Below are 23317 nucleotides of genomic sequence, written 5' to 3' on the forward strand. Positions count from 1 at the left end.
TGCTCCAGCTTGGCATCCCATTCGGGGTTCGGCTCTTGGCCCTCGATGGTTTTGAAATAGACCTGCATCATGCAGGTGATGGCAAAGGGTTCGAGCAAGGCGGCCTTGACGCTCCAAGCAAAGAGCAGTGCAAAGACCACGCCCCCGGCGGCCCATGCCCCCGGCATCAGATAAACGACCAAGGCCGCGGGGGCGAGCATCACCACAAAGACCAGAAAGCTCAGACCATAGACGATCAGCGCCAGCCATGCCGCGTTTTTAAGCATCACTTTGTAGTTCTGCCCATAGAGCACCAAAGCCTCCCGCGCGGACATCCACGCGTTGTCGGACCGCGTGCGGATCGCATAGGCAAGGATCACCTCATCCACAAAGCCCACTGCGATGCGCAAAAAGGCCGACAGGATGCTGGCAAGCTGTTGCACCCCCGGCACGGGCAGGATTGTGAGGATGCCGCGCAAAAGCCCGGCGATGGCGCGGACCACGCCTTTGATCAGTTGGTCCATGACGAAAAGGGTGCTGGCCTGTGGAAAACGCTCTTTGACCACGGTGGTCGCATGGGCGACCTGACTGCGGCCCTCCGGCATCGGCTTGCCGTCGATCAGTTCGACCAACACGGCGATATGGCCGGCTTTGACGATGTAGAGGATATATTCACGCGCCCAGTACATCAGCGCCCCGAAAATGCCGAAGCCCGCAAAACCGCCCCATGCGGTGGTCGTGGCGCGGAACTCCGCATCGCCAAAGCCGCCGATGCCCCAGCCGACCCCCGCCCCCATGCCGGTGACGAGGATATAGCCCAGCGTAATCCCGAAGTAGACCGCCATGCGCAAAAGGATGAAAGGCAAGGTGCGCCCCATCAGCCTAAGCGCTCCGCCGATGCTGAAATTCCACATGGTTGTTCCCCTCCCTTATCGACCCGCCGGACAGCTGCGCGGCGGGTTAGATCTCACATTTGCTATTGCCGTATTTCGCCGCACAGGCCCGCGCCGCGCAGGAGGCGATCTGCGGGTCCCGCTGCGCCTTGCGAATATCGACCCGCTCAACCGTGGTGTAAGGCACTGAGATCGCCTTCATCACCGGCTTGCAGGTGGTGGTGGTGCCTGCGGTCTCACAAACGGTCTCCCCACTCGGGCGCTCAACGCTGCGGTATTTGGTGACCGGTTCATGGCGATAGACGGGTGGGATCTTGAGCAGCCACTCCGCCTCGCAATGGGTCCGCTCGGTGCGATACTCCGGCGTGCCGCAAGATTGCAGGACCAACAGGCCAATGAGGACAGAGACAGTATTAGCAAGACGCATAGCGCGGTGATCCTTTTCGACACCCCCTTCGCATAATCGCTAAACCGCCAAGCCGCCCCCTTCGTTTGGACGGGGAAAAGCGAAACTTTTCACGTTATGATTGCATGCTGACCGCCAGACTGTTGAACTGCCGAAAAGAAATGAGGGTCTTATGCGTTACGCGGCTATATCAATCTCGACCTGCATCGCGCTTGCCGGGGCCGCTCTGGCCGCTGAAGAACCGGTGATACTAAAGGTCACTGGCCTGATTGACGACGCACCTGCGCATTTCACCATGGCCGATCTGCGCGCCCTGCCCACCACCACGTTAGAGACATCGACAGTGGTGACCGATGGGGTACACAACTTTACCGGTGTGCTGCTGCGCGATCTGCTTGCCCAATTGGATGCGACGGGGGATGTGATCACGGCTACCGCGCTCAACGACTATGTGGTCGACATCCCCCGCGCGGATGTTGAGCAATACGACGTGATCGTTGGCTACAGTATGAATGGCGCGGAACTGGACCGGGCCGACAAGGGCCCGCTTTGGATCGTCTATCCGCGTGACGGGCATGAGGCATTGCAAGACATCCGCTATGACTACCGCTGGGTCTGGCAACTGTCGGAGCTTGAAATCAGATGAGACCCCTCGGTCGGCCCGGTCTTGCTCTGATCCTGCCGCTGATCGCCATTTTTGTCTTTGCGGTGCTTCTGGCCTTTGCGCTGAACCGCATGGTCCGGGTCGCGGATGATATTCGCGTCAATGCGGAGCATAATATGCTCTGGGTCATGCACCAAAGCGAGATTGCCGCACGGCGTCTTGTCGAGACCACTTTGAGGGCGGAGTTGGGGGAGGCAGATGCGGCGGAGATCGCGCTGCGTCTTGACCTGTTGCGCAGCCGCTTTGCGCTGCTGCACGAAGGACCGCAACGGCGCTTCATGGAAGAGATCGGGATGCGCGAGCAGCTTTCAACGCTGAACCAGACTTTGCAGAGCATCGCGCCTCCGTCTGCCCCGATCTCTCCTTCCACGGCGCAGGACTTGCGCGAGGCGCTTGCGCCGTTCACGCGGTTCTTTTCCCGCGCGGCCAACAAAACCATGATCCGCGAATGGGACGACCTGGGCGGGCGGCTCGAAACCGCACGCGCGCAGTTGCGCCAGATCATCGCCTCGCTCTTTGGGATCACCGTGACCGGCGCTGTCTTGATCCTGACGCTCTTTTTCGCGCTGCGCCTGTCGCGCCAGCGGACCAACATGCTGCGGCGCGAGCGGGATTTCTCGGCGCTGTTGGTGTCTTCCAGCGGTGACGGGATTTTGGCGATCGACGCGGCCGGGCGCTGCACGATCTGGAACGACGCCATGGCCACCATGACCGGCCAACCGGCAGAGCGAGCCGTGGGGCGAAAACTGTCTGATATCACAGGTTTCTTTGGCACTGCCCATGTCCAAACGGCGCTTAAGGCATCGCTCGCTGGGAAGGACCGCAGCATTGCCTTGCAGCCCTATTACCGCGATGCGGAGGAACCCGCGCTTTATGTCGACCTGCGCTTTTCGCCCATGTTGGACGAGGGGCGCGTCGTCGGAGCCATTGTGTTTATGCATGACGCAAGCGACCGCTACGCCGCACGCCAACGGGCCGCGCAAACCCGCGGGCATCTGGAACAACTTGTGGCGGAACGCACCCGCGAGCTCGATGAGGCGCTGTTGCGAGAGCGCTCTGCTGCGGATCTTTACCGCAATTTCGCAGGGATGATCTCGCATCAATTCCGCACACCTCTGGCGGTGGCCGATTCCGCATTGCAACGTCTGATCCGCCGGGGCGGCCGCGCCAGCACAGCAGAGATCGTGGACCGCGCGCGCGGGGCGCGGGATGCCATTGCCGGGCTGACCCGGCTGGTGGCCAGCACGATGGACGCCACACGGCTTCAAACCGGTCAGGTGGGCGCGCGCCGGGTCGCCTGCGATCTGAGCAATTTGCTTGAAGGGGTCCGTGCCAGACAACAGGCGATGGCTCCCGAAGCGCGGATTGAGACAGATCACCCTGCCAATCTGAATGCCGTCGCCCTTTGCGACCCCGCGCACGCGGAACAGGTGCTGGAAAACCTCATGTCGAACGCCGTAAAATATGCGCCTAAGGGCTCTGCAATCACCGTACATCTGCATGGGAACGCAACGAAGCTGCACTGCGATGTCACGAACGACGGGCCAAAGATCGCAGAAGCGGACCGCGCGCAATTGTTTGACGCAAACTTTCGCGGCCAGAACAGTATCGGCACACGAGGCACCGGGGTTGGCCTATTCATCGCCCGCAGTCTGGCACGCATGCAGGGCGGGGATCTGCAATTGCGCGACACCGATAGAGGCACCTCCTTTCGCTTTACCCTGCCCCGCTATGAAGGGGAAAAATGATGACAGATACAGCAATAAACACCCCGGCCCCGCTTATCCTTGTGGTGGAAGATGAGCCTGCTTTGCGCCGCGACATTGTCGAAGAGCTTGAGGAGGCAGGCTATCGCGCCCTCGCTGCCGCGCATGGGAAAGAGGCCGACCGGCTCATGGAAAACGCCACGCCTGATCTTGTGCTTTGCGATATCACCATGCCCAAGCTCGACGGCTACGGGCTGCTTTCTGCCATGCGCCAGAACCGCCCTGAGCTTGCCAGCACACCCTTTGTCTTTCTCACCGCCATGTCTGAGCCGCGCGAGGTGATCGAAGGCAAGCTGCGCGGTGCGGACGACTATCTGATAAAGCCTGTCGACTATGATCTGCTCCTGGCCACCGTATCCGCCAGATTGCGCCAGGTGTCGCGTATCAGGGGCCAGATCGAGCAGGACATCGCCAGCCTGCAAGCCGCGTTGGCTGACCTCGCCGGCGGCGGCCCCCATCCGGTGCTGGATTTGATCGCCCTTGGGATCGTGCTGTTGGATGGCGATGGGAATGTCGTCCACGCGAATAAAGCGGCGCAAGATATGGCGCGAGACGCCGCGCATTTCAGTTTTCGCAGGAACAGGATTGCGGCGACTGATCCGGTCAGTGACACGGCGCTGCAACAGGCACTCGACAAGGTCAAAGCCGCCGCCCGGCTTGGTGAACGGGTCGGCGGTATCATGTTGCAAGGCGCTGAGAGCGCAATGTCAGCATTGATCGGCGCATTGGGGCCTTCAACGGCGGCGCAAAAGCCCCAAGCAGAACTTGCCGTCTTCCTATCCGCACCGACACAGGGCAAAAAGGTGTCAGAGCGGCTATTGATCGATCTGTTCGGCCTCACCCCAACTGAAGCACGGGTCGCGGCCCTCCTCACCAGCGGCGCACGCCCCTCCGATGTGGCCGACGCCCTTGGCATTTCGACGACGACAGTGTCTTTCCACATGCGCAATCTGTTTCAGAAAACCGGCACGAATCGACAGATCGACCTCGTGGCGCCGATCCTCGCGGGGCCGATGGCAGTCCAAACACATTCGTGACGCAAATGCTGCTGCAGTGGCGATGGGATATCCTCCTTCACCGCAGCATGCATTCCGGCTTACATTTCGAAGCTCACCGAACGGTCTTCTGGGTTGGGCAGGTTGCAATCTTTCTGTGTGATCTCATTGCTGCCGTCAGCAAACTCGATCGCATAGATCACTCGCGCTGTATCCGCGACCAGCCCCCAAAGCTAATCTTCGCAGAACTTCTTTTGGATCAGCCATGTAAACTCAGGTCAGACAAAGCAATCGTACCATCACTACCTCGCGATGCTGAAAACCAAGCCGTTTGAGCAGCAGAATGACTTTTGGCTGGGCCTGAGCTTTCACCCCGGCTCAGGGGACGACATTTTTCTAGCGCTTTTCGGTTCCTAATCCCCCGGTGTGTTGGAACATGTGGATAACCTTGTGCCAAGGGTTTGGCCAAAAGAGAGTAGCGCCTATCCTAGCGGTAGACCAGCAACACCGACCCATGAGGCCCTTATGCCAAGACATCCTGTTCATACTGACGCGGAGCTCCGCGATACCATTCGCACTTTGCAGGCACGGACCGGCACCGTTCCGACCTATGACGCGGTGCGCGCAGCCTTGGGCGGTCCGGTCAGTCGCGACCGTTTACACAAAGCCTTGCGCCAAGCGCGCCACGCACAGAACACCCCCCCTCCGGCCGCCCCTACCTTCACCTCAACGCCCGCCGCGAGCCCCCAGGCAATCGCTCATGAGGTGGCCACCCTCGTGACCCGCCCGCTTGACGCGACCAAAGGCTTTCGCGCTCCGGCCTTTGCCGAGATCAAAGCCGCAGTGCTGCGCACCCTCAATGTGATCGAGCACAGCTGTCAGCAGCATGACACTGTGATTGCACCCTACATCGAACGGATCGGACAGCTCGAAGCGGAAGCCGCAGCACGGGCGGCGTGAGCCGAACGTCAACAGCCTCAGAGAGGGCAAATGCCCCCTGTGCGAAGCCGGCATCCATCGAAAGCACGCGGCGCAGACATACCGAGCAAGACCACCGGGTCAATAATGCAACGCCCGCACGCCCAGATGTGCTGCCCGCGGCTCCCCGCTCTTGTGCGCATCCCCCCCGACGGTGTCCGATGCTACGACAGCCCGTTCAAGCAGGAGCCGCGCCGCCATGACCCTACGATCTCTAGGTCTCGCATTGCTTACTTATGTCGGGGGCGTTCAATCGGTCACCGCAGACGAATGGGTCGTCGGGATCGGCGGGGCGGATTTGCTGGACAACACGCGCAAGGAAGCGGTCGCCGTGCTGCTGGAGGTCCATTCCGATCCCTTTCACCGCCAAAGCTGGGCAGAGCTCTCCTGGATGGGCACCGTCAAGCTTGATACGACACAGAACCATTTTCTGGGCGTGGGGGTGCATGCCCTCGCCCCGCTTAGTGAGCGCGCGTTCCTGGAGGCCAGCCTGGCGGTGGGCGGATACCACCAGGGAACCTACATCGGAAAAGAGGCAGACGATGTCTTGTTCCGTTCCAGCATCGGCGGGGGCTTTGAGCTGGAAAGCGGCAACCGTCTTTCTCTCACGATCGACCACCTTCTGGATCACAGCTTCAAGAACCAGAACCCCGGCAAAGAATCCATTTTGCTACGGTACACCTGGGCGTTCTGATCAGACGCCTTCTCGCTCTTTCAGGTAAGCGATCTACTCCCTGGCATCCGCGCCCCTGGATCGCGGATACGCCGCGTTGAACGCCATCAAAGCCTCGTAGCGCGCAGTTGTATCGTTGAGATGCCGTAGCGCGCCCCAGCTCCCCCATTTGCTCGGGCCCGCCACATCGACATAGGCGTTGAACAACGTGCCACCCGCCGCCACCCAGGTCTCTAAGAGCTCTCGGTAAAGCACGCCCATGCCATCGGTATAATTCAGGTGCTGGAAGAACGCAGCGAGCTCTTCATCGTCGAGGCTCTCGCCCACGCCCACGACATGGCTACCGCCCTCGTACATCACCAGATCGAGGCCATATTGTTCGGCAGCCGCGGCGTGGTACGCGAACAGCTCCGCCAGATGCGCCAGGGAGCCCTTGCTGTCGCCCGTTACCGATCCGTCCCGTAACTCCTGCACTGCAAGACCCGTCGCATGGTCATATTGGTGCGCGTCAATCCAGGCAGCACGCGCCTTTCCAGCAAGGCCTTGATCATTTGCCGCGGCTTCCGCCTTCAGGCGGCTCTCGTCGATCCACCTGTGAACGATCTTCGCCTTGTCACGGCCAAGAGCGCCATCAAAGTATCCGGTGATCGCATAGGTATCAAAGCTCTTGTAAGGTGCCGCGTTTCCCAACTCTTGCCAGGCCGGTGCCTCGAGGATCGGTTTTTCCAAGCCCAACCAGCCCGTCTGGGTACTGATGACCTTGATCAGGCGTGTCTCATGGCCGGCGTATACCGCGTCGAGCCTGGCCGCCATCTCGACGGCTTTGGCCGCGTAGTTTTGAACCCATCCATCGGAAAGCTCTTTCCCAAAGCGCTCGAGCGCCTCCGCCTGAGATTGATGCGCCTGTTCGAACTGCCAATTCCAGACTTCGTTGGACAGCTCATAATGTGCCCTGAGATGAGGATCCAAGGTATCACGGACATAGGTCGCAAAGGCTTCAATATAGCCGTCGTCGGCGTGATAGGGGATCGTGAACCAGGGCTCCGTTCCGGTCTGATTGGCCAGCGCCACCATGATCTCCACCGGCGCGCCCGGAACATAAGTGTGATTGTCGACCGCAGTGGCCTCGCGCCAAGAAGAGACCTCGGAATCGTTGGTCTCCATCCAGTCCATGAAACGCAAAGCATGGACATCATCGATGAGATCCACCCAGACCGGGTTGAATATTTCGCCCGCCGCATAGGCCTGAAGGTTGGCCTCATGCACCACACTGATGTCGCGGATATGGTTCCCCGTCCCTTTGGGGTCTGTCGTGCGAATGTTTATCCCCACCAGCCCGCGGCCATTGGGCTCATGGTCGAAGGTGATATGCCCCTCCCCGTGGCGAACATTCATCCCATTGAAGATCTCGATCTCCCCCGCCCCTTTGTAGCGCAGATGGTAGGTGCCCGCGGCATGGGTGGCTTCCACGGGAAGATCCGTGAGAATGAAGCTTTCGAGACCGGTCAGTCCTTCAGGGATTCTCGTGGGCCAACCCTGCGCGTCGAGCACCCCCATTGCCTGCAGCTCTTCGTGGTCCACCCCGCCCCATTGCCCTTCCAGGTGGCCGATCCAGGGCCGCGAGGTTTTCATCAGATCGATGAAGGGTTGCTGCGTGGAGTAGTCCTTGATGCCGTTAAGACCAAAGGCCAGCCCCGGCTCCCCGGTCTGCGTCCCAGTGGTGATGTCCGCACCGGACCCGGGGCGTTCACGGGTGTCTGAAGCCGAAAACAGATAGGCACCGGCATGATCCGCTTTCAGCCCGCTCACGCCCGCGACCGGCCACGCAAACAAAGCAGTCAAGAAAAGTGCGGAGATCATGGAAGGCCTGCCTATGGAAACACTTCCGACCATAGCTTTGCAGGTCTTTGGGTCAATCAGAACCGGACGAAAGGCACGCATCAAGCCAAGCCGGTGAAAGCTTGGTATCAAGGTCGAGCTGATCGGTGGCCACGACGTGTTCACAGTGACTTCAGATTTCCCCGATCCTGCAGCCCTCAGAGATTACACCGGCAAGCTGAGAGCCAGGCCATGACAACCAATGATCGCACGACACTGCGTCTGGATATCACCCGCGATATCGACGACAAACTCATCCCGCACTTGTCGGCTGGAGCCGAAACCATCCAGGAGGCGGCAATGCGCATGCCAGAATCATTTGCCGGTCAGCAGGCCTTCTGTACATCGAGGCTTATCAGATTGCCTGCTGACAGTCCCTCACCTGCGCGCCAGCGATAAACGCATGGCCTTGCTGGATAATCCAAGCAGGCTGCATTTGGTGCTTCGATGCAGGGGGTGCCGATCATCTTATAGTGCCCCACGAAAACCGGAGACGCATCGGCGCTATATAGCAAAGCTGCTGTGTCAGGCGGGATCGCACCAGAGGGCAACTCGTCGGGATTAGGCACCGACAGACAGGCTTCCCGCCACGTGGTTGCTTCCGGACGCCACCATGCCAGACGCACTTTATGACGTTCATGGTTATTCGTGTCGTGGAACATGTAACCGCTAGGTAGCAAAACTTCAGGACCGCAAAGCAGCCTTTCGACGGCCTTGCCAAAGGGTGAAGTGGCAGCAGCCACTTCGGGTAGGTCGTCAGCATGCAACCGTCCGTCGGGGCGCCTGGCTTTGATAAGCTCGATCGCAGTATCGTCCCAGCAGGCGTGAACCAGTCGCAAGCCATCCAACTCGTACCAGAGAGGCAGGGTTAGGAACCAATCCGTCCATGCCTTGGCTTCTTTCGTGCCGACACCAAAGGCTTCGATGAAGCTTCGATGTTGCTTGGTTTTCACAGCTGTATGCGCGCGCAGCCAAGCACCGTCAGCGCCCTTGCGATGGTAGAGGATCGCATTTAGCTCGTGATTGCCCATGACAGCGACAGCGCGACCACTGTCGACCAAGCGCCGCACCCGCGAGAGCACAGCCTTCTCGTCTACCTGCTTCGTTAGTCTTCCAGCATCGATAAAATCGCCGAGGAAAGCGACCGGAGTATCGCCAGCCATTGTTAATGAGCGCTCAAGGCGATCTATATCGGCGTGAATGTCGGGGATGATTATATATTCTTTCATTAACCAATACCTAACGTTGCTAAGCTAACCCCGTCTACCCGCGCGGTAATGGTCAGACAGGCGACGTAGCCGAAAACCTAACGTTCGCAGAATGAGGGGATGTGATCTTGGTGACTTGAGATGGCCGCCGATCGCAAACTGTCCGGGCGGCGCCGAAGATCAGACTTGCAGTCGGACGCATTTTGGGCCAGCTTTAGAACATGACAACCAAGCTGCGCATCACTGAGACCCACTTCCGAATATCCGCCTGACTTTTCAGCGGATACGGGAGTGCGCAGGTGCGGCGATGGGATTTATAAACCCGTTTGAGCAGTAGATGACTGTCATAGCGAGAGTTCGAGTCTCTCCATTCCTACCAACCTTCATTGTTGTCGCTAGGATGCCAAATGACAAAGGCAATCGCACTCGCAGCAGTCCAAAAAACCATCGCGGCCATGCACCCCGGTCACTCAATCGAGCTCATCGCACAGGTGCATTACATCCGTCCCGACGATGTCGCGCACGTGGATGTCTATGGATGCGATGATGCAGCGATACGAAGATCCGTGCGGGCCGAGGCAGTGAAGCTCCTGCGAAAGCTTGGCATCAAGGTCGAGCTGATCAGTGGCCACGACGTGTTCATGGTGACTTCAGATTTCTCCGATCCTGCAGCCCTAAGAAATTACATCGGCAAGCTGAGAGCCAGGCCATGACAACCAATGATCGCACGACACTGCGTCAACAGATCGCCCGCGATATCAAGCTCGCTGTGCTGACAGATCTAACACCAGCAGGTCGTGTCTATGTTGATCTGGAAGGAATCAACCCGCGGATTGCCGCCGATATCGACAGCAGAAACGACTTCGTCAAATACGCGAACCGCGTCCTGTCCATTCTGACGGCGCTGCATGGCGAGTTTCGCGCCGATCCGACACAGCGCATGCGGGGCATGACTTTCCACTGCAACCCTGATGCCTATTCGGACGAGGATAGAGCCGCAGCCCGTCCAGCACTGAAAGCGCGTCTTGCGCAGGCTGGTTGCTCGAAAGAGGCGATGGAGAAACTCCTCCCGCCCTCAGATTAAAGGAACCACGCATGATGACGTCTCAAACATTGATCGCGATCATCGGGATGGCTGGCAGCGTGACCGCATTCTATCTCGCCTGGCGTGGGCACAAACGCTCGTACAAAGCAACCGAGCCTGACAATGAACGGCTACGTCGGTTCGTTCAGACAGCCCCCTCCTACCGCCTCAAAGGTCTCATCTCGGACGACGACTTCAAGGCCGCCTTATCCGATCACCCCACACTCGGGTCTCACGACCCCGGCACCGTCTATGAACGTTTGCGAATGATGTATGTGAGTGAGCTACATCAGAAAAGCTGGTACCTTAGCGAGCGCGCGGTAGACTACAGGATCGCCACACGCATGCTGAATGCTGGTTGGAACGAGACCGATGTTGCCAGCGCAATTCACGCGTGCAGCCCAATCGTCAAAGATCGGCAAGGCGGTCTTCAAGGATACGCCGCGCAAACAGCCAAAAACGCACGCGCCGAACTCAAGCGCAAAGAGCCAAATTTTCGGCAACGGCTCCCGCCCCATAACATCCCCTAATCGTCTTGATGCTTCGGCGCCGAAGTGACAGACCATCCTAAACCCAAAGTCACAGCGGGAGCGGCATCGCGTTTACGCTAAGCGGCGTAACATGCGGTGGCCGGGGGCTTTCGACGGGCCCGAGCTATTCACTTTGCGGCAGCTGAGAGCACGCAGCACCAGTGTGAGCGCCGGACCGGCCCGCGCGCCGCTGTGGCACAAGATGGCCCAAGGCGACCTCACCTCGTTAAGTCGATATTTCAAACAAAACCAGCTTGATCCGATCCCCCCGATGGCCTCGAAACGCAAACACCGCCCCACTGGTAGGCTTTTGTCGCAACACGTCCTGGGTCAGCGCCGCCAGCCCTGCGATCCCTTGCGCATATCCGTGACACCGCAGGCCAGATACACACGCACACCGGTGCCCGGGCCAATCATGCAGCGTCTACCACGCGGATCAGCGCCGACAGCGCAGCAGGATCAATCGTGCTTTCAAAATGCAAACTGCGCCCGCCACGCAGGCGCAATTCAACAGCAACTGGAGGCGGCAGCTCAGCGACCGGGGCCTGCGCCACCGCCACGCCTGCAGTCGCGGGCATGTCCAGCGGCAAGAAAAGCGCCCCGGCATCGGGCGACCACAAGCCTTTCTTCTTCAGCTCATGCCGCCACGTGTAAATTTGTTGTCGCTTAATCTCATGGCGCTGCACAACCTGCGTCACGCTCGCCCCGGAAATCCCAACCGACGCGACAATCTCAAGCTTGTGGTCGTCATGGCAAAAGCGTCGCCGCTCCGCCCCAAGAATTTCGCCACGCATTACAGACCCCGCATAAGAGACGTCAGTAATGACGTCATTAGCGACGTCTCTTAGATCATCGCCCCAGCCTCAGGCAGGCGGTGCCAATGGCTCGGTTACTGCTCGTCTCAGCATACATCCGCTTCAGACGGCGGTTTTCCTCGGCCATATCCGTCATCTCAGACATCAAAGGCGCATCCATGTCTCCAAACTTGGCGCGCCATTGGTAAAAACTGGCACTGCTCATCTCATGTTCACGACAGACCTCTGAGACCGGCACACCGCCCTCCGCCTACTTCAACACCGCCATGATCTGCGCGTCACTAAATCGTTCGTTCTTTATCGTAAATCTCCTCAGATATCTTGCCGAGAAAATTCTACTTTTGAACACAACTAATTTTGGCGGGGGATTCTCCGCCCTCCCCTCTAAAAGAACGGGGCATCAACAAGTCAGGACTGCTATTTTCGATTCGTATACATGGCGGCTGAAAGCGTTCGGAGTATAGCATGAACCTCTCATACTATCGCGAAGAGGCGCCCACCTAGAGAAATTTCCGAAGGTTTATTAATGACACAGAAATTACTCCGCTCCGCGATTATCGCTAGTGCCGTCATATTTTTGAGGCTCTCGACTGTAGCTCAGGCAGAGATCGACGGGCATGGACCAGATGCGTGGCAGGTCCGCGGTGTCGCATCCGATAACATGCTGAATGCCCGAATGGGGTCCGGTACCGATTACCCGATCATCGAGACCTTTGCGCATAATGCGCGCGGACTGCGCCAGGTCACCTGTGTGCCTTACTATACCATGGCTCATCCCATTAACATGACGGGCACTGGATACCAGACCCTGCCCTCGCCTTGGTGCCTGATGCAGTCCGCTGATTTGGCAAAGGCGGGTTGGGTTTCTCAGCATTATCTGGTCGCAGATAGCTATATCCCGGTCGACTCTGCGACAGTTGGACCAGATGCCGTGCCGTCAGATCAGCTGATCACCCATGCTCAAGACCTGGTGAGGGCACTCTACGAGGCGGATTACCTCTCAAACCTGGGCGGGCCGCAGCCGCTCGCGCCCGAGAATGCAACCAACTATTTCACGACGGATGCGGCCGCAGCTTTGCATGCACAACAATTGGGGGCTGACGCGCTCTATGGAACTCAAGACTTTGACGGCGCCGTAGGTGAGCCACACCCGGATCCTGAAAATCCGATGTTGCGTGGCATGATCACCCTCAATGTCGAAATTATGAATTTCGGCCAGGCGCATACCGCTGTGTTTCGATTGCGGGCGGATCCTGCACAACCCGGAGCCCCGCTCCGCATCTTTCGCATCGAGCATGGCGACTGGTCATTCCCATAATGCCGAACACCAAGAAGGATTTAAGATATGGTGGAAAAACATAACGCGATCGCATCAACCGTCATGGGAGCATGTCTCGCACTGACACAACCGGTCTTGGCTCAGACGTCGGAGCCGATCGGCGCGCTTGCGGCCAGCATCGATGGAACCTCCTATCGAGGAGAAACCCTGTCAGTGCCCAGTGAGGGGAGCGCAACTGCCTCCTTCCAGTCCTTCGGCCCTGTGACAAAGGTGACCATTCAAGCCCATGATCCTGAGGCTGAAAGCAGGATGCACAATGTCCTCGCACTTGAGGTTTCCCTCATGGGAGATCGTGCTTCTGCCTCTCAAATGGACAAAACCGTATCCTGGTGGCCTGAAGGTATGAACGCACCTTTTTATATAAGTGAGGGCAATGAGGCCGAAGTCCAGGTCATCTTCGACACTCTCTCCTTTGCGGATGGTGCCTCTGCCGCAACAGGCAGTTTCTCCGCACTTCTGTGCCGAAAGCAGGCCTTCTTCTCAGAAGCTGATCGGGATGACTGCAAGCAGGTCGAGGGCACTTTTGATACCCGCTTGAGCCAAGGCACGTAACAGAGACCATCTGGGCAAGTACAGTATGAGGGGGGAGATGCAATGAACCATCAGTTGCGATTGTCATGTCTTAAGATGGCGCTGCTTGCCTTAATGGTTAACATCTTCCCGCTCGCTGGCGAGGCTCAGTCAAAGGAGGTGAATGCACCCTATGATGACGCCTATGACGCCCTCTATGGGAACGATCTTGTTGGCAGCTGGAGCGGCACGATATCCGGAAGTTCTATATCGCAGCGTGACGGCAAAATGTCTGGCCAGGCGATCTTTCCGCGCCGGGGGTACGAGAATAGCGACACCTTTGGCATCATATTGCATGATCACCGCCATCGTAAGGCTCAGACCTTCTCCGAAATCTTAATCAGCGACATCCCCTGCGGTCCTGAAGGAGGGGCTATCGGCGTGGTAACAAAGGTCGGCGTTGATGATGTGCCCGCCGGGTTCGGCGGGATTACCTTCATCAATCAACTTGCTGACACTGGAAGGAGCGATTTCAAGGTTCATCGATCCTACGGTGCAGAGCTTGAAAGCCCCGCAAGCATCGTGACCCGCTGGAGCGATGATCGTTTCACGCTCAGCCTTGTCGGTGACTTTAAGACCGTGGTGGCCCCAGCTAAAAATCATGCCTTCGACTATGACCGCCAAGGCAAGGCCTATGAGGACAGGGTGCGGCTGAATGCCAGTTTCACTCTGGAACGCACCCGGGAAACAGAACCGATTTTTGACTGGATGATGTGCGACGAGCCGAGCATCTTCCAGGTAGAAGAACAGGTTCCCGAGAATGGGCGGGAAAACGTCATCCCCTATGGCGCTGAGTTTTTCGTCAAATTCAGTGATGAGATCTCTCAGAGGAGTCTCGAGCCAGGGTCTGTTTCCATGTCCACCCGTGATGCTGAGAATGGTTTCGTATTCGTAGACGTTGCCCTCGATCTCTTCGATGAAACAGGCACGCAAAACGCCAAATCACTTCGCATTACGCCCCGAGATCGTTTGCGCCCTGGCGTGATTTACCAGATCGCTGTCACTGGAGGTATCAAGGGCGTCCGAGGGGCGGAACGTCAATATCTGGAAAAGGACCACGTCTTCTATATTTCCACGATTGTCGATCCCGAAGAGGTCAAGCTTGGCATCTATCAAGTGATGCGTAACGCGCCGCTGGTCTACAACAAGCCGGCTGCAGCCCGGATCCATTTTGAGTGGGAGGAGCTCGAAGACATTCACCCCGAGTGGCAAGTCCTTGATTATCGCGTGCGCGCCGAAGTTTTGAGTGCAACCGGTCAAACGCTCTTTTCCGAGAAGAAGCACAAGGTGGAACGCACGGACCAATATACCGACGCGGATCGGCAGAACGGCCTCCATACGATCAATCTGTTTGGTTGGTCGCCCTCGCGCCGTCAAAACCCCAATATCTTTCAGGCGGAAGTCCATCCCGACAACCCTTACCCTGAAGATGTTGAAGTTGCCCCTAATACAATCGAGCAGGAGGTGGATTACGCCACGCGGCATACTGACTTGATGACCATTGCATATTTCTTTGCGGAACACGCCGAATGGGCGAATGGCGCAATGACGGATGAGATGACCGCCTCCCTCCACGGAGCGGCGCGCGCCGAGCGCACATTTATCAACCAGATATTCCCGGTGGCGGAAGTGGCCAGTCATTACCAAGGGCGCTATAATCCCGCGCAGGCAATCTGCTCCTTTCCCGGGGTGGGCGAGGGCAGTTGCCCTGAAAACCATGGCAATTTAGGAAAGCTGTTCCAGCTTTTCGATGAATATCTCACCGCGTCCACCACATCGGACCTACTCGTTTCTCTCCACCCTCCCAGCATGGGGGGTGAGGGAAGCTCGTTTGCGCTCTATCGCCAGCCTGAGACACTGATCCGACGCCCAGGTGAGGCGCATCAAGATCATCTGGAAAGCCCGGATCCAGCGTCCTTACGCATATCCGATCGAGGCAACCGAAACATGATCGTGATGAGCGCGGCTGCGCTTTCCGGCAAAGCAGACCCAGCGATCCTCACTGTGCCACTCATTGCCCATGAGGTTGGTCACGCTTTTGCGCTTCCCCACACGCCCTACGCCGATAGCGCCGATCACAGAGCCGAGATCTGTAGATCTTTCAACACCACGCAAGCAGCAAACATCGATGGAATGCGGATCGCTTTAGACGGCAAGACCGGCTGGCAGAAATCGAGTGAGGATGGCAATGCGGAAACCTCGGCGTTGCGCAATCTGATGTTCCCTTGCATCCTGACGCCTCGCTCTGAGTTCTGGATCGACCGTAATCAATATGATTGGCTGGTCGAGAAGCTGCCGCAGATGCTACAGACCCTTCGCAGTGAGCGCGCGCAACATCTGGGTCCATCGAGAACCCATCACGCAAGAGCACCCCACGGTCTTGAGGGCCTTCTTTGGAACGCCTCTTTGAATAACGAGCCCGAGACACCTAGCAAACGTTGGCTGATGGTATCGGGTCTGATAGGTGACGACAGCGCTGTTTTCTTACCGACCATCAGCGTGCCGGGCCCGCGATCTGCGCTCTCAGGCATTGGTCCTCACGAAATTCTTGTCGAAGATGCGGCCGGCCATGTTTTGGCTCGCGCAACTGTGGGCGGAGGACTTAGCGGCGATCAATTGCAGCCTTTTGCGGTCACCGTGCCGGTGATCGGTGAACCTGCTCGCATTGTCCTGCGTCTTGGGAATGAGACACTTGCCGAAAGCCGAGCCAATAGTGCCTTAGCCGCTCCGAAGGTATCCTCGCATAAGCCCAGATCGATCTTTCGCGCAGGAGATACCCTTGCTTGGGGCGCCGCCCATGATGCAGGGATCACCTATACGGTAAACTTCACCGCGAATGGGCAGGACTGGCGCAAGCTTGCGGTTCTTCTATCGCAACCGAACTTTACGCCGGATCCCCAGGCCTTAATGCCAGGGCCTGGGGCGGCATTCGAGATCATTGCACATGATGGCCTGTCCGAGCGCGCCACGCGCTTACCGGTTGAGATTGATGCGCCACTCATGCCGCTCGTGTCCTGGCCGGGCGATGGCGAGGGGGCGAGCCTTGACTTCAACGTGGCACTCGATGCTGAGACGTTGGGCGCGGCATCGCTGCTGGCCGATGGCGTGCCGGTGAAGGCTGTTATCAAGCTCAGCTCTGCGGGGAAGGTTCTGACGATCTCGCCGCAGTCGCCGGACGCTACTGCAAGCTACACGGCTGTCGTGGACACGAAACTACAGGCTGAAGACGGCCGGTCGCTTGAGCGCCCCGTCACCATAGACTTCCAGGTCGACCTGCTGGAGCCTCAAGACCACACCCGCTCGTGGGATCCCACCACTCAGGCAGCGTTGGCCGCGCAAGCACCGGCTGAAGAACCAAGTGAGGCTAAGGCCCTCCCAATAGACGAGGAAGCGCAGCCGCCTGCGCTTTTTGGCGAGGGGCAGATAAAGCTTGAAGTCGGCGGGGGGCAAGTGGCCCCTGCCCGCATTCTGCTTTGCGAGCAGAGCAACGATGGTGAGCTTTTGGGTTTAGAAATGGATTTCGAAACCACGCCGGGGGATTGGGTGAAGATTGCCATGGCTCAGTCAGATGATGGCCAGATCTTGGCCACCGCCAAGTTGGGAAACCGGCCTGCCCTCAAGAGCGAGGGGCAGGAAGGGGACGACTGGCAGTTGCACATTTCGAAAGGGTTCATCACGGCGCGCGGTCAAATTAACGTTGTTGGACAAACGGCAGATTTTGCGTTGACCGGAAGGTGCCCTGTCTGACTGCATACAATCGTTTGGCGCGAGAAGATTGGCCCGGCGGCATCAAATCTACCCCACAGGTGCTGACGTCAGGCAGTTTAACATGCGGTGGTCGGGTGCTTTCAACGGGCCAGAGCTCATCAGTTTGCGGCAGCTGAGAGCTGCAGCACCCATGTGAGTGCCGGCCCGGCCCGCGCGCTGCTGTGGCACAAGAGGGCCGCAAGTGGCACGGTTTTCGAGGAAAGTAGCCAAGGCGACCTCACTTCGTTAAATCGATATTTTGGACAAAACCAGCGACACGGTCAGGTCCCCGCAAAAGAGCATGATATCCACATCGGGGGTGGTCTTGGGTCAAGTTACCCCAAGTTATTCCCACCTGAATAAGTTAGCGCTAACTTACCGGAAGTAAGATAACTTTGGCGTCGACCCCCAGAAGCATTGGTGCAAGGCGATGCCACGAGCAGCCAAGCGACAGCCCGAAGGCAGGCGCTCGCGACAGCTTCACTTGCCAGCCTCAGGTATCGCCGGCCGCCCGGGGCTGCGTGTGTCAGCACGAAGGTCATGGCAAGAGCCGCCCCAAAGATAACGAAGGAGCAGCTCCCGACTTTTACGCCAGATCTTTGGCCTTAAAGCGAGACCTCAGCTGAAGAGCCGCCCCATAGGCAGGCTTGAACAAGAAGCAAGACATGGTCTTGTCAGCCGGAGCCAGATGCCGGTCCGTTTCGCACTCAAAACCAGCGAGCGTGAAAGAGGCGTCAAGCGTCAGAGTAGCCTTCGTACCGTCAACATATACCCAATGGGCAACATACATGCCCTTCACCGACTGGATGGAGGCCAGCGTCCAGCAGTCCTCAACCGAAGGATCATCAAGAAATACGCATTCACGAGGCTCACCCGTATACTCAGAAATGGTATGGCGCAGATCATCCGTGTGAAACCAGCCCTCCCCGTGAAAGCGGTTTGCCACCAGAGCGATTGCCAACCAGTTGATCGGCTGAAGCTCGGCGAAGGCATCAATATCCTCCCGCGAGAAATCACCGTCATACTGAAATGTTGCCACTGCGGCCTGCATCATGCCCGAGACATAACGAGGGTTGAGAGAACCCTTACGACACACCATCACAAACAGCGTCAGCCACTGCTCCTCGGTAAGCTTAGGCATATGCTGACCGACCGCCCACACGCAGGTATCCAGCAGCCCCAAAAGGCGGGTATCCCCCGTTTCAGGGGGGCTGTAGTACGGGAAATATTCATCATGATAGGCGCCCTTGGCCGACAGACCCGTAAGATTCATGATCCTGTCATGGGCTGCGGTAGAAACCTTGCAATCAAAATTGCGCGACAACGTAAGAGTGGTGTCCATAAGACGATCTCCTGGATATGCTGCCCTTTCTCAGAAGGGCATAATGAAAAGACAAAAGCCGCGCGATAAATGCTTGGCTCTCAAAGATCTCTTCTCGTTATGGCCGCATACCCGGAGAAGCGTTCGAAGCTCTTCAATGTCTGACGACACCGCTTCGGCGTATAAAGTTCACGATAACCTTGCCAGCCTGCACCTGTGTGCTTGCGCGGTGTACAGCGCCGGGAAGAGGATGCGCCCCTCCTTGGTCATTAAGAGGTTATGCGCCAAAATACCGCCTACAAGGCTGGGGCAAGGAATTTGCTGAATTTTCTTCCGGGTGAATTTATGAAGTTGCTTAAAGTCTCATCAGCCGGCCCGCCAATGAATGCGCGTGATCCCCCATACTTTATGCAGCCATTCGCTGGAGAGCGCGCGCAAAGCCGAAGGGCGGCAAAGGCAAGGGCGCTCGCAAGGCGGGCAATACAACGAGGGTGTGATTTCTTGATATCACGTCCCCTCTGGAGTTAGGATACCCTGGATAAAACCATCGAACGATGCCCCGGATCAGCACGTACCCCGTTCCCTCAGGCCTCACATTGGATGATCTTAGTTGCCGTTCAACGCCTTTTTGATCTCATCGCCTAGCGTCAAAGGATCGAACGGCTTTTTGAGAACCGCTATGGCTCCTGCCGCCAGCAGCTCGGTCTCCTTGCCGTCATGCTGAGACGCCGTCAGAAAGATCGCAGGAACATCTGCCAATCCCGGCACCTCTCGCAAAGCCGCCAATGTTTGGGGCCCGGTCATGCCGGGCATCATGACATCCAGCAAGAAGACATCTGGAGCGCCCTGCTTTGCGGCCACAAGAGCCCTCTCGCCAGAGAGACAACTCACCACTTCGACCCCCCCGGAAATCTCGAGCGCCATCCGGGCGATCTCCAGGATGTCGGCCTCATCATCGACATGTAGCAGTTTGATCATGGAGCCATCCGGGGCGTTCGTTTCATCATTCCTGCCACCCTATGCTCGGCAACCTGAAGTAGAAAGTGCATATTTGCCACAGAACAACCGAATACCTAAGATCTCAAGGCACAAACAGCGGCCGAGAAGCACGGCGCGCCAAGGCGCCAAGCCACCCGTCTTCTATCCTCCCAAAACCCCACCTATGCCCTCTTCAGGAACGCTTTGACCTGTGCCGCCAAGGTCATAGGGTCGAATGGTTTGTCGATTACCCCGTTCGCCCCCAAACCCTGCAACGCCAACTTGGAAGCCTCATCGACCTGAGCCGTCAAGAAGATGGCAGGCACCTGTTCCAGGCCTTTGATCTTGCGCAGCCTATCCAGCACCTCGGTCCCGCGCATCTGGGGCATTCTATAGTCCAGCAGCACCACCTCCGGGAGGAGATCTCGCGCACGGTCGATCGCTTCGGCGCCTGAGGCGCAGGCGATAATATCGAACTCCCCACTCATCGTCAGGGCAAGCTCGGCAACTTCCAGAATGTCGGGCTCGTCATCCACCAACAGCAACTTGATCATAATGTTCTTTCAAAAATATCCAGGGCCTACTGCCGCTACATAAGGCACGAACCAATGGCCTCCAGCACCAAAGCGGATCAGTAGAATCTCACGATGTACCAAACAGTTCTCGCGCAAAGCCCCAACGATGGAAGCCCCCGGGCATCGAACGCCCTCCGGGCGGTCGGCGCGCGCCAAGACAGGTTTGCGCAGGGGGCCGTCATCACCGTAATCGGGCCCGGACTTGGATCATATGATTTCTTGATATCAATTCGGCCAGCAGGGCGATACCAATCCCTCACGCGCGATCAGAGGAGACCCTCCCCTGCCCCCGTATCTCAAGCCCACCAAAACACCCTTGGGACATCACAAGAAAGTCGTGGACGGTTTCTTGATATCACCGCCACCTTCTGGCGCAACTCATGTGCCAGAAGGCCCGTCTCGGTTTCCAAACCATCTCCAGCCCCGCCGGGCAGCCGCCAAAATCCAGCGCGCCCCCTCACGCTGCCTCGGACATCAGGACGCGCAGAATACGCGTAAATCTTTATGCGATCTTTCGCGAGGCAGGTCCCGCCCCCCTTCCCCGGACAGAGTTTCTGGATTGCTGCAAGTTGGGCCCTCAGGCCCCTGCAAAGCCCCGCAGACCCTTGTGTCATTGGCCGCATCCCCCACTCTCTATTTGCTTCGAGAAGGCCCCAAGCCCGCGGCCCTTCGTCCAGAAGGGTTTCCAAGGCCCCCCCTTCCCCCTGATTATTCTAAAGGTGAGAGGCGCGGGCCTCGGCAGAAGAGCGAGGCCCCCGGGACGGGCCCGCGACAGGAGGACAGGATCAATGGGCCACAGGACCACGAGAGATGACAAGACCGCGCCTCGGCGCATCCACGCCACCCCTGATGAATGGGCCCGTATGCGCGCGGCAGCAGACCGTGCCGGCAAATCGATCTCAGCCTTTGCGGTCGATACCTGCCTGCGCCGCGCGGCGTCCCGACCCCGTCCGGAGACCGTAGAGGCCATTCGCCTCTTGACCGCATCACATGCCGCCCTCATGCAACTGGCCGATCTGCAGGCCAGCAGCCCCCCTGCCCTCTGCGCTTTTGGCGCATTGGCACAGCTGGCAAGGATCGAAGATCAGCTGTGTCAAGTCACGGCACTCATCGACAAAGATGCTCCCTCCGGGGCGCCCGTCGGATGATCCTGCTTTGGTCCAAACATCAGACCGGTCCTGCCACGCAGGTGATCCGCTATCTGCTGGAGACGGAGGTCACAAAGACCGCACAACGGCAGACCTGCGTGACACGACGGCACCCTGCCCCCGAAGTGCTACTCGGAGATCCCGCCCTCGTGGGGTTGATGATCGACAGCCTGCCCTTTCGATGTCGGTACCGCTGCGCCACCCTCAGCTGGGCCGAAGATGAGCTCGACGTGGCGCGTTTCAACAACCGCGAGCCCACTCTGCGTCAGGCCATCGACGGCACGGTTCGGCTGTTTCTGGAACTCGCCTGCGCCGGCATTCCCGAAGATGCCCGCCCACCGATCTTGGTCGGAACCCATACTCATCTCGGCAGGCTCGAGGTCAACATTCTGATGCCCCGCGCGGTGGGATTTCCCGGCGCGCCATTGCGCAGTTGGAACCCTCGTCCCCCCATGATCTCAAGTCGTGCGGATTGGGACGCCTATACCGATCTCATCAATGATCATTATGGTTGGTTTGACCCGCGCGATCCAAAGAGACGGCGTGCCATCACCCCACCCTCCTGGATGGCCAAAGAGGTCGCAGAAATGATGCGCCGCGCAGCCAAAGGGGCGAAGCTCGGCGTCGATCCCATGGACCCCAGGTTCCGCGCATGGGCTCTCGCGCGCCGAGCCCTGCAACAGGACACGACGGACCGCGACGCACTCCGGCAAAAGGTCCACCAAGGTCTCGCCCCCTACCGCTGGGGGGTCACCAGCGAAAGCACCACGAGCATTACCTGTGGACCCCTGCAAGAGCCAGGCCCACGCATCACGCTCAAGGGCGCCGCTCTCGGCGACGGCGCGGAAGATGCCATCGATCCTTACGACGCCCAGCTTGCCCGCTGGATCGCGATCAAGCGCGCGCCTCAGCGCCTGCAGAACGCGTTGGAACGTCGGGCAAAAAACAACTTAGGGTTGATTTATCCCATGTCTGGCTTGCCGCCCGCTAAGCCCCAAGAAACCCTCGCACGCCCCCACCCCATGGGCGGCCTCAAGACCCAGTTGATCTCTCTTCTGGCAGGTCTTGGTCAGAAGCTAACCGCCGCGCTCAACGCGGCCCTCTTGCACCGCGCCTTCCGCCGCCTCGACCTCACGGGGTTCTACCGAACGGCCCAAATTCTGGAGACCATCTATGACACAAACCACCGAAGCTCGGCTGATCCAACTGATCGATCTGCTGGAAGCGCTTCTGGCGCGCGAGGCCGCGCCCCCGATAACGGACAGGCTCGACCAGTTCGTGGAGCAGCTTACGAGGATCGACAAGAACCTGAACACCGCGGCCCTGGCCATGCGCGATATCGCGCAGCGCAGCCCTACGCACCCCACGTTGCAGGATCTGCAGCGCTTGCACATCCAAACACTCGAAGGTCTCGTCGAAATGATCGAGGAACAGTCCCAAATGCAGGCGCAGCTCCAAAATCTCGCAGACCTTCTCGGGATGCCGCCAGATGGTCACGTGCAGACTGGCTAATCCATCTCCGAACACTCTTGAGAAAAGTTACCGATTCTCCCTGTACCGTCACGCTCCAAAGAACCGGCGCAGGCGAAGCAATTGTCATCCGGCAAGAAGATAAAACCGCGGTACTACGGATCACCACAGAACCACCAGATGAAGCGTGGGATGGCAATGCAAGGAAGGTCATAACGAAAGGACTAAAACCCGAGGGACAAAGCCCCACGCCGGGGCCAGACTGACGCCTCAACGGGTCGGGTCACGGTAGAAGTTCGC

General features: G+C 58.4%; 22 protein-coding genes, 1 tRNA gene and 1 pseudogene. 14 read left to right on the forward strand and 10 right to left on the reverse strand.

Annotated elements, in window-relative coordinates; translation table 11 throughout:
- Positions 1-893 (reverse strand): hypothetical protein (locus HTT03_RS13700; RefSeq protein WP_174860315.1); only part of this gene is annotated, 893 nt, incomplete at its 3' end.
- 46 nt (positions 894-939) lie between these two features.
- On the reverse strand, positions 940-1299 hold the full coding sequence (locus tag HTT03_RS13705; RefSeq protein ID WP_174860314.1) for a hypothetical protein: 360 nt from the start codon (positions 1297-1299) through the stop codon (positions 940-942).
- A gap of 151 nt (positions 1300-1450) precedes the next feature.
- On the opposite strand from HTT03_RS13705, the gene HTT03_RS13710 reads away from it, so the two are divergent.
- From HTT03_RS13710 to HTT03_RS13730, 5 genes are all read left to right on the forward strand, one after another.
- A complete protein-coding gene (locus HTT03_RS13710; RefSeq protein WP_174860313.1) occupies positions 1451-1924 on the forward strand; it encodes a putative pterin-binding protein in 474 nt (157 codons plus the stop codon).
- Positions 1921-3690 (forward strand): sensor histidine kinase, encoded by a 1770-nt coding sequence (locus HTT03_RS13715; protein WP_174860364.1) that lies wholly within the window; start codon positions 1921-1923, stop codon positions 3688-3690. Before HTT03_RS13710 ends, HTT03_RS13715 begins: the two co-directional genes overlap by 4 nt.
- The gene (locus HTT03_RS13720; protein ID WP_174860365.1) at positions 3690-4745 is read left to right on the forward strand and encodes a response regulator; all 1056 of its coding nucleotides are present in this window, start codon (positions 3690-3692) and stop codon (positions 4743-4745) included. Before HTT03_RS13715 ends, HTT03_RS13720 begins: the two co-directional genes overlap by 1 nt.
- Positions 4746-5228: 483 nt before the next feature.
- Positions 5229-5663 (forward strand): hypothetical protein, encoded by a 435-nt coding sequence (locus HTT03_RS13725; RefSeq protein ID WP_174860366.1) that lies wholly within the window; start codon positions 5229-5231, stop codon positions 5661-5663.
- Positions 5664-5880: 217 nt separating this feature from the next.
- The gene (locus tag HTT03_RS13730) at positions 5881-6375 is read left to right on the forward strand and encodes an acyloxyacyl hydrolase (protein WP_174860367.1); all 495 of its coding nucleotides are present in this window, start codon (positions 5881-5883) and stop codon (positions 6373-6375) included.
- Positions 6376-6408: 33 nt separating this feature from the next.
- Here HTT03_RS13730 and HTT03_RS13735 read toward each other — a convergent pair whose 3' ends face one another.
- Positions 6409-8214: a hypothetical protein gene (locus HTT03_RS13735; protein WP_174860368.1), complete on the reverse strand. Its 1806-nt coding sequence runs from the start codon at positions 8212-8214 to the stop codon at positions 6409-6411.
- Positions 8215-8558: 344 nt separating this feature from the next.
- On the reverse strand, positions 8559-9461 hold the full coding sequence (locus tag HTT03_RS13740) for a metallophosphoesterase (protein WP_174860369.1): 903 nt from the start codon (positions 9459-9461) through the stop codon (positions 8559-8561).
- A gap of 266 nt (positions 9462-9727) precedes the next feature.
- Between HTT03_RS13740 and HTT03_RS13745 the strand changes: the two genes are divergently transcribed.
- The 4 genes from HTT03_RS13745 to HTT03_RS13760 all read left to right on the forward strand — a co-directional run bounded on the left by HTT03_RS13745 (position 9728) and on the right by HTT03_RS13760 (position 11054).
- Positions 9728-9819: transfer RNA gene (locus HTT03_RS13745), tRNA-OTHER, on the forward strand.
- 28 nt (positions 9820-9847) lie between these two features.
- Entirely contained in the window at positions 9848-10153 is a 306-nt protein-coding gene (locus tag HTT03_RS13750; RefSeq protein WP_174860370.1) for a hypothetical protein, read from the forward strand.
- Complete coding sequence (locus tag HTT03_RS13755; protein WP_174860371.1) at positions 10150-10524, forward strand: hypothetical protein; 375 nt, start codon at positions 10150-10152, stop codon at positions 10522-10524. The genes HTT03_RS13750 and HTT03_RS13755 overlap by 4 nt, the downstream gene beginning before the upstream one ends.
- 11 nt (positions 10525-10535) lie before the next feature.
- Complete coding sequence (locus HTT03_RS13760) at positions 10536-11054, forward strand: hypothetical protein (protein WP_174860372.1); 519 nt, start codon at positions 10536-10538, stop codon at positions 11052-11054.
- A gap of 226 nt (positions 11055-11280) precedes the next feature.
- On the opposite strand, the gene tnpB is transcribed toward HTT03_RS13760, so the two are convergent.
- The 3 genes and pseudogenes from tnpB to HTT03_RS13775 all read right to left on the reverse strand — a co-directional run.
- Complete coding sequence (tnpB, locus tag HTT03_RS18985) at positions 11281-11475, reverse strand: IS66 family insertion sequence element accessory protein TnpB (RefSeq protein ID WP_425506326.1); 195 nt, start codon at positions 11473-11475, stop codon at positions 11281-11283.
- Positions 11468-11848: an IS66-like element accessory protein TnpA gene (tnpA, locus tag HTT03_RS13770; protein WP_174860373.1), complete on the reverse strand. Its 381-nt coding sequence runs from the start codon at positions 11846-11848 to the stop codon at positions 11468-11470. The genes tnpB and tnpA overlap by 8 nt, the downstream gene beginning before the upstream one ends.
- A gap of 106 nt (positions 11849-11954) precedes the next feature.
- A pseudogene (locus tag HTT03_RS13775) lies at positions 11955-12170 on the reverse strand (transposase); the annotation flags it as partial.
- 225 nt (positions 12171-12395) lie between these two features.
- On the opposite strand from HTT03_RS13775, the gene HTT03_RS13780 reads away from it, so the two are divergent.
- The 3 genes from HTT03_RS13780 to HTT03_RS13790 are packed head-to-tail and all read left to right on the forward strand — an operon-like array spanning position 12396 to position 17525.
- Positions 12396-13187, forward strand: a complete 792-nt coding sequence (locus HTT03_RS13780) for an SH3 domain-containing protein (protein WP_174860374.1) — start codon at positions 12396-12398, stop codon at positions 13185-13187.
- Positions 13188-13214: 27 nt separating this feature from the next.
- The gene (locus HTT03_RS13785; protein ID WP_174860375.1) at positions 13215-13760 is read left to right on the forward strand and encodes a hypothetical protein; all 546 of its coding nucleotides are present in this window, start codon (positions 13215-13217) and stop codon (positions 13758-13760) included.
- Between the two features lie 42 nt (positions 13761-13802).
- Positions 13803-17525 (forward strand): Ig-like domain-containing domain, encoded by a 3723-nt coding sequence (locus HTT03_RS13790; protein ID WP_174860376.1) that lies wholly within the window; start codon positions 13803-13805, stop codon positions 17523-17525.
- Positions 17526-18111: 586 nt separating this feature from the next.
- Here HTT03_RS13790 and HTT03_RS13795 read toward each other — a convergent pair.
- The 3 genes from HTT03_RS13795 to HTT03_RS13805 all read right to left on the reverse strand — a co-directional run bounded on the left by HTT03_RS13795 (position 18112) and on the right by HTT03_RS13805 (position 20378).
- Positions 18112-18867, reverse strand: coding sequence for a hypothetical protein (locus HTT03_RS13795; protein ID WP_174860377.1), 756 nt, complete (start codon positions 18865-18867; stop codon positions 18112-18114).
- Positions 18868-19452: 585 nt separating this feature from the next.
- The gene (locus tag HTT03_RS13800; RefSeq protein ID WP_174857936.1) at positions 19453-19824 is read right to left on the reverse strand and encodes a response regulator; all 372 of its coding nucleotides are present in this window, start codon (positions 19822-19824) and stop codon (positions 19453-19455) included.
- Positions 19825-20006: 182 nt separating this feature from the next.
- On the reverse strand, positions 20007-20378 hold the full coding sequence (locus HTT03_RS13805; protein WP_174857935.1) for a response regulator: 372 nt from the start codon (positions 20376-20378) through the stop codon (positions 20007-20009).
- Positions 20379-21187: 809 nt separating this feature from the next.
- Between HTT03_RS13805 and HTT03_RS13810 the strand changes: the two genes are divergently transcribed.
- Positions 21188-21547 (forward strand): plasmid mobilization protein, encoded by a 360-nt coding sequence (locus HTT03_RS13810; RefSeq protein ID WP_174857934.1) that lies wholly within the window; start codon positions 21188-21190, stop codon positions 21545-21547.
- A 1173-nt stretch (positions 21548-22720) separates the two neighbouring features.
- Complete coding sequence (locus HTT03_RS13815; protein ID WP_174857933.1) at positions 22721-23059, forward strand: hypothetical protein; 339 nt, start codon at positions 22721-22723, stop codon at positions 23057-23059.
- The last annotated feature ends 258 nt before the right edge of the window (positions 23060-23317 follow it).

The sequence above is a fragment of the Sulfitobacter maritimus genome, from assembly GCF_013346665.1.
In the GTDB taxonomy this organism is placed as follows: Bacteria; Pseudomonadota; Alphaproteobacteria; order Rhodobacterales; family Rhodobacteraceae; genus Sulfitobacter; species Sulfitobacter maritimus.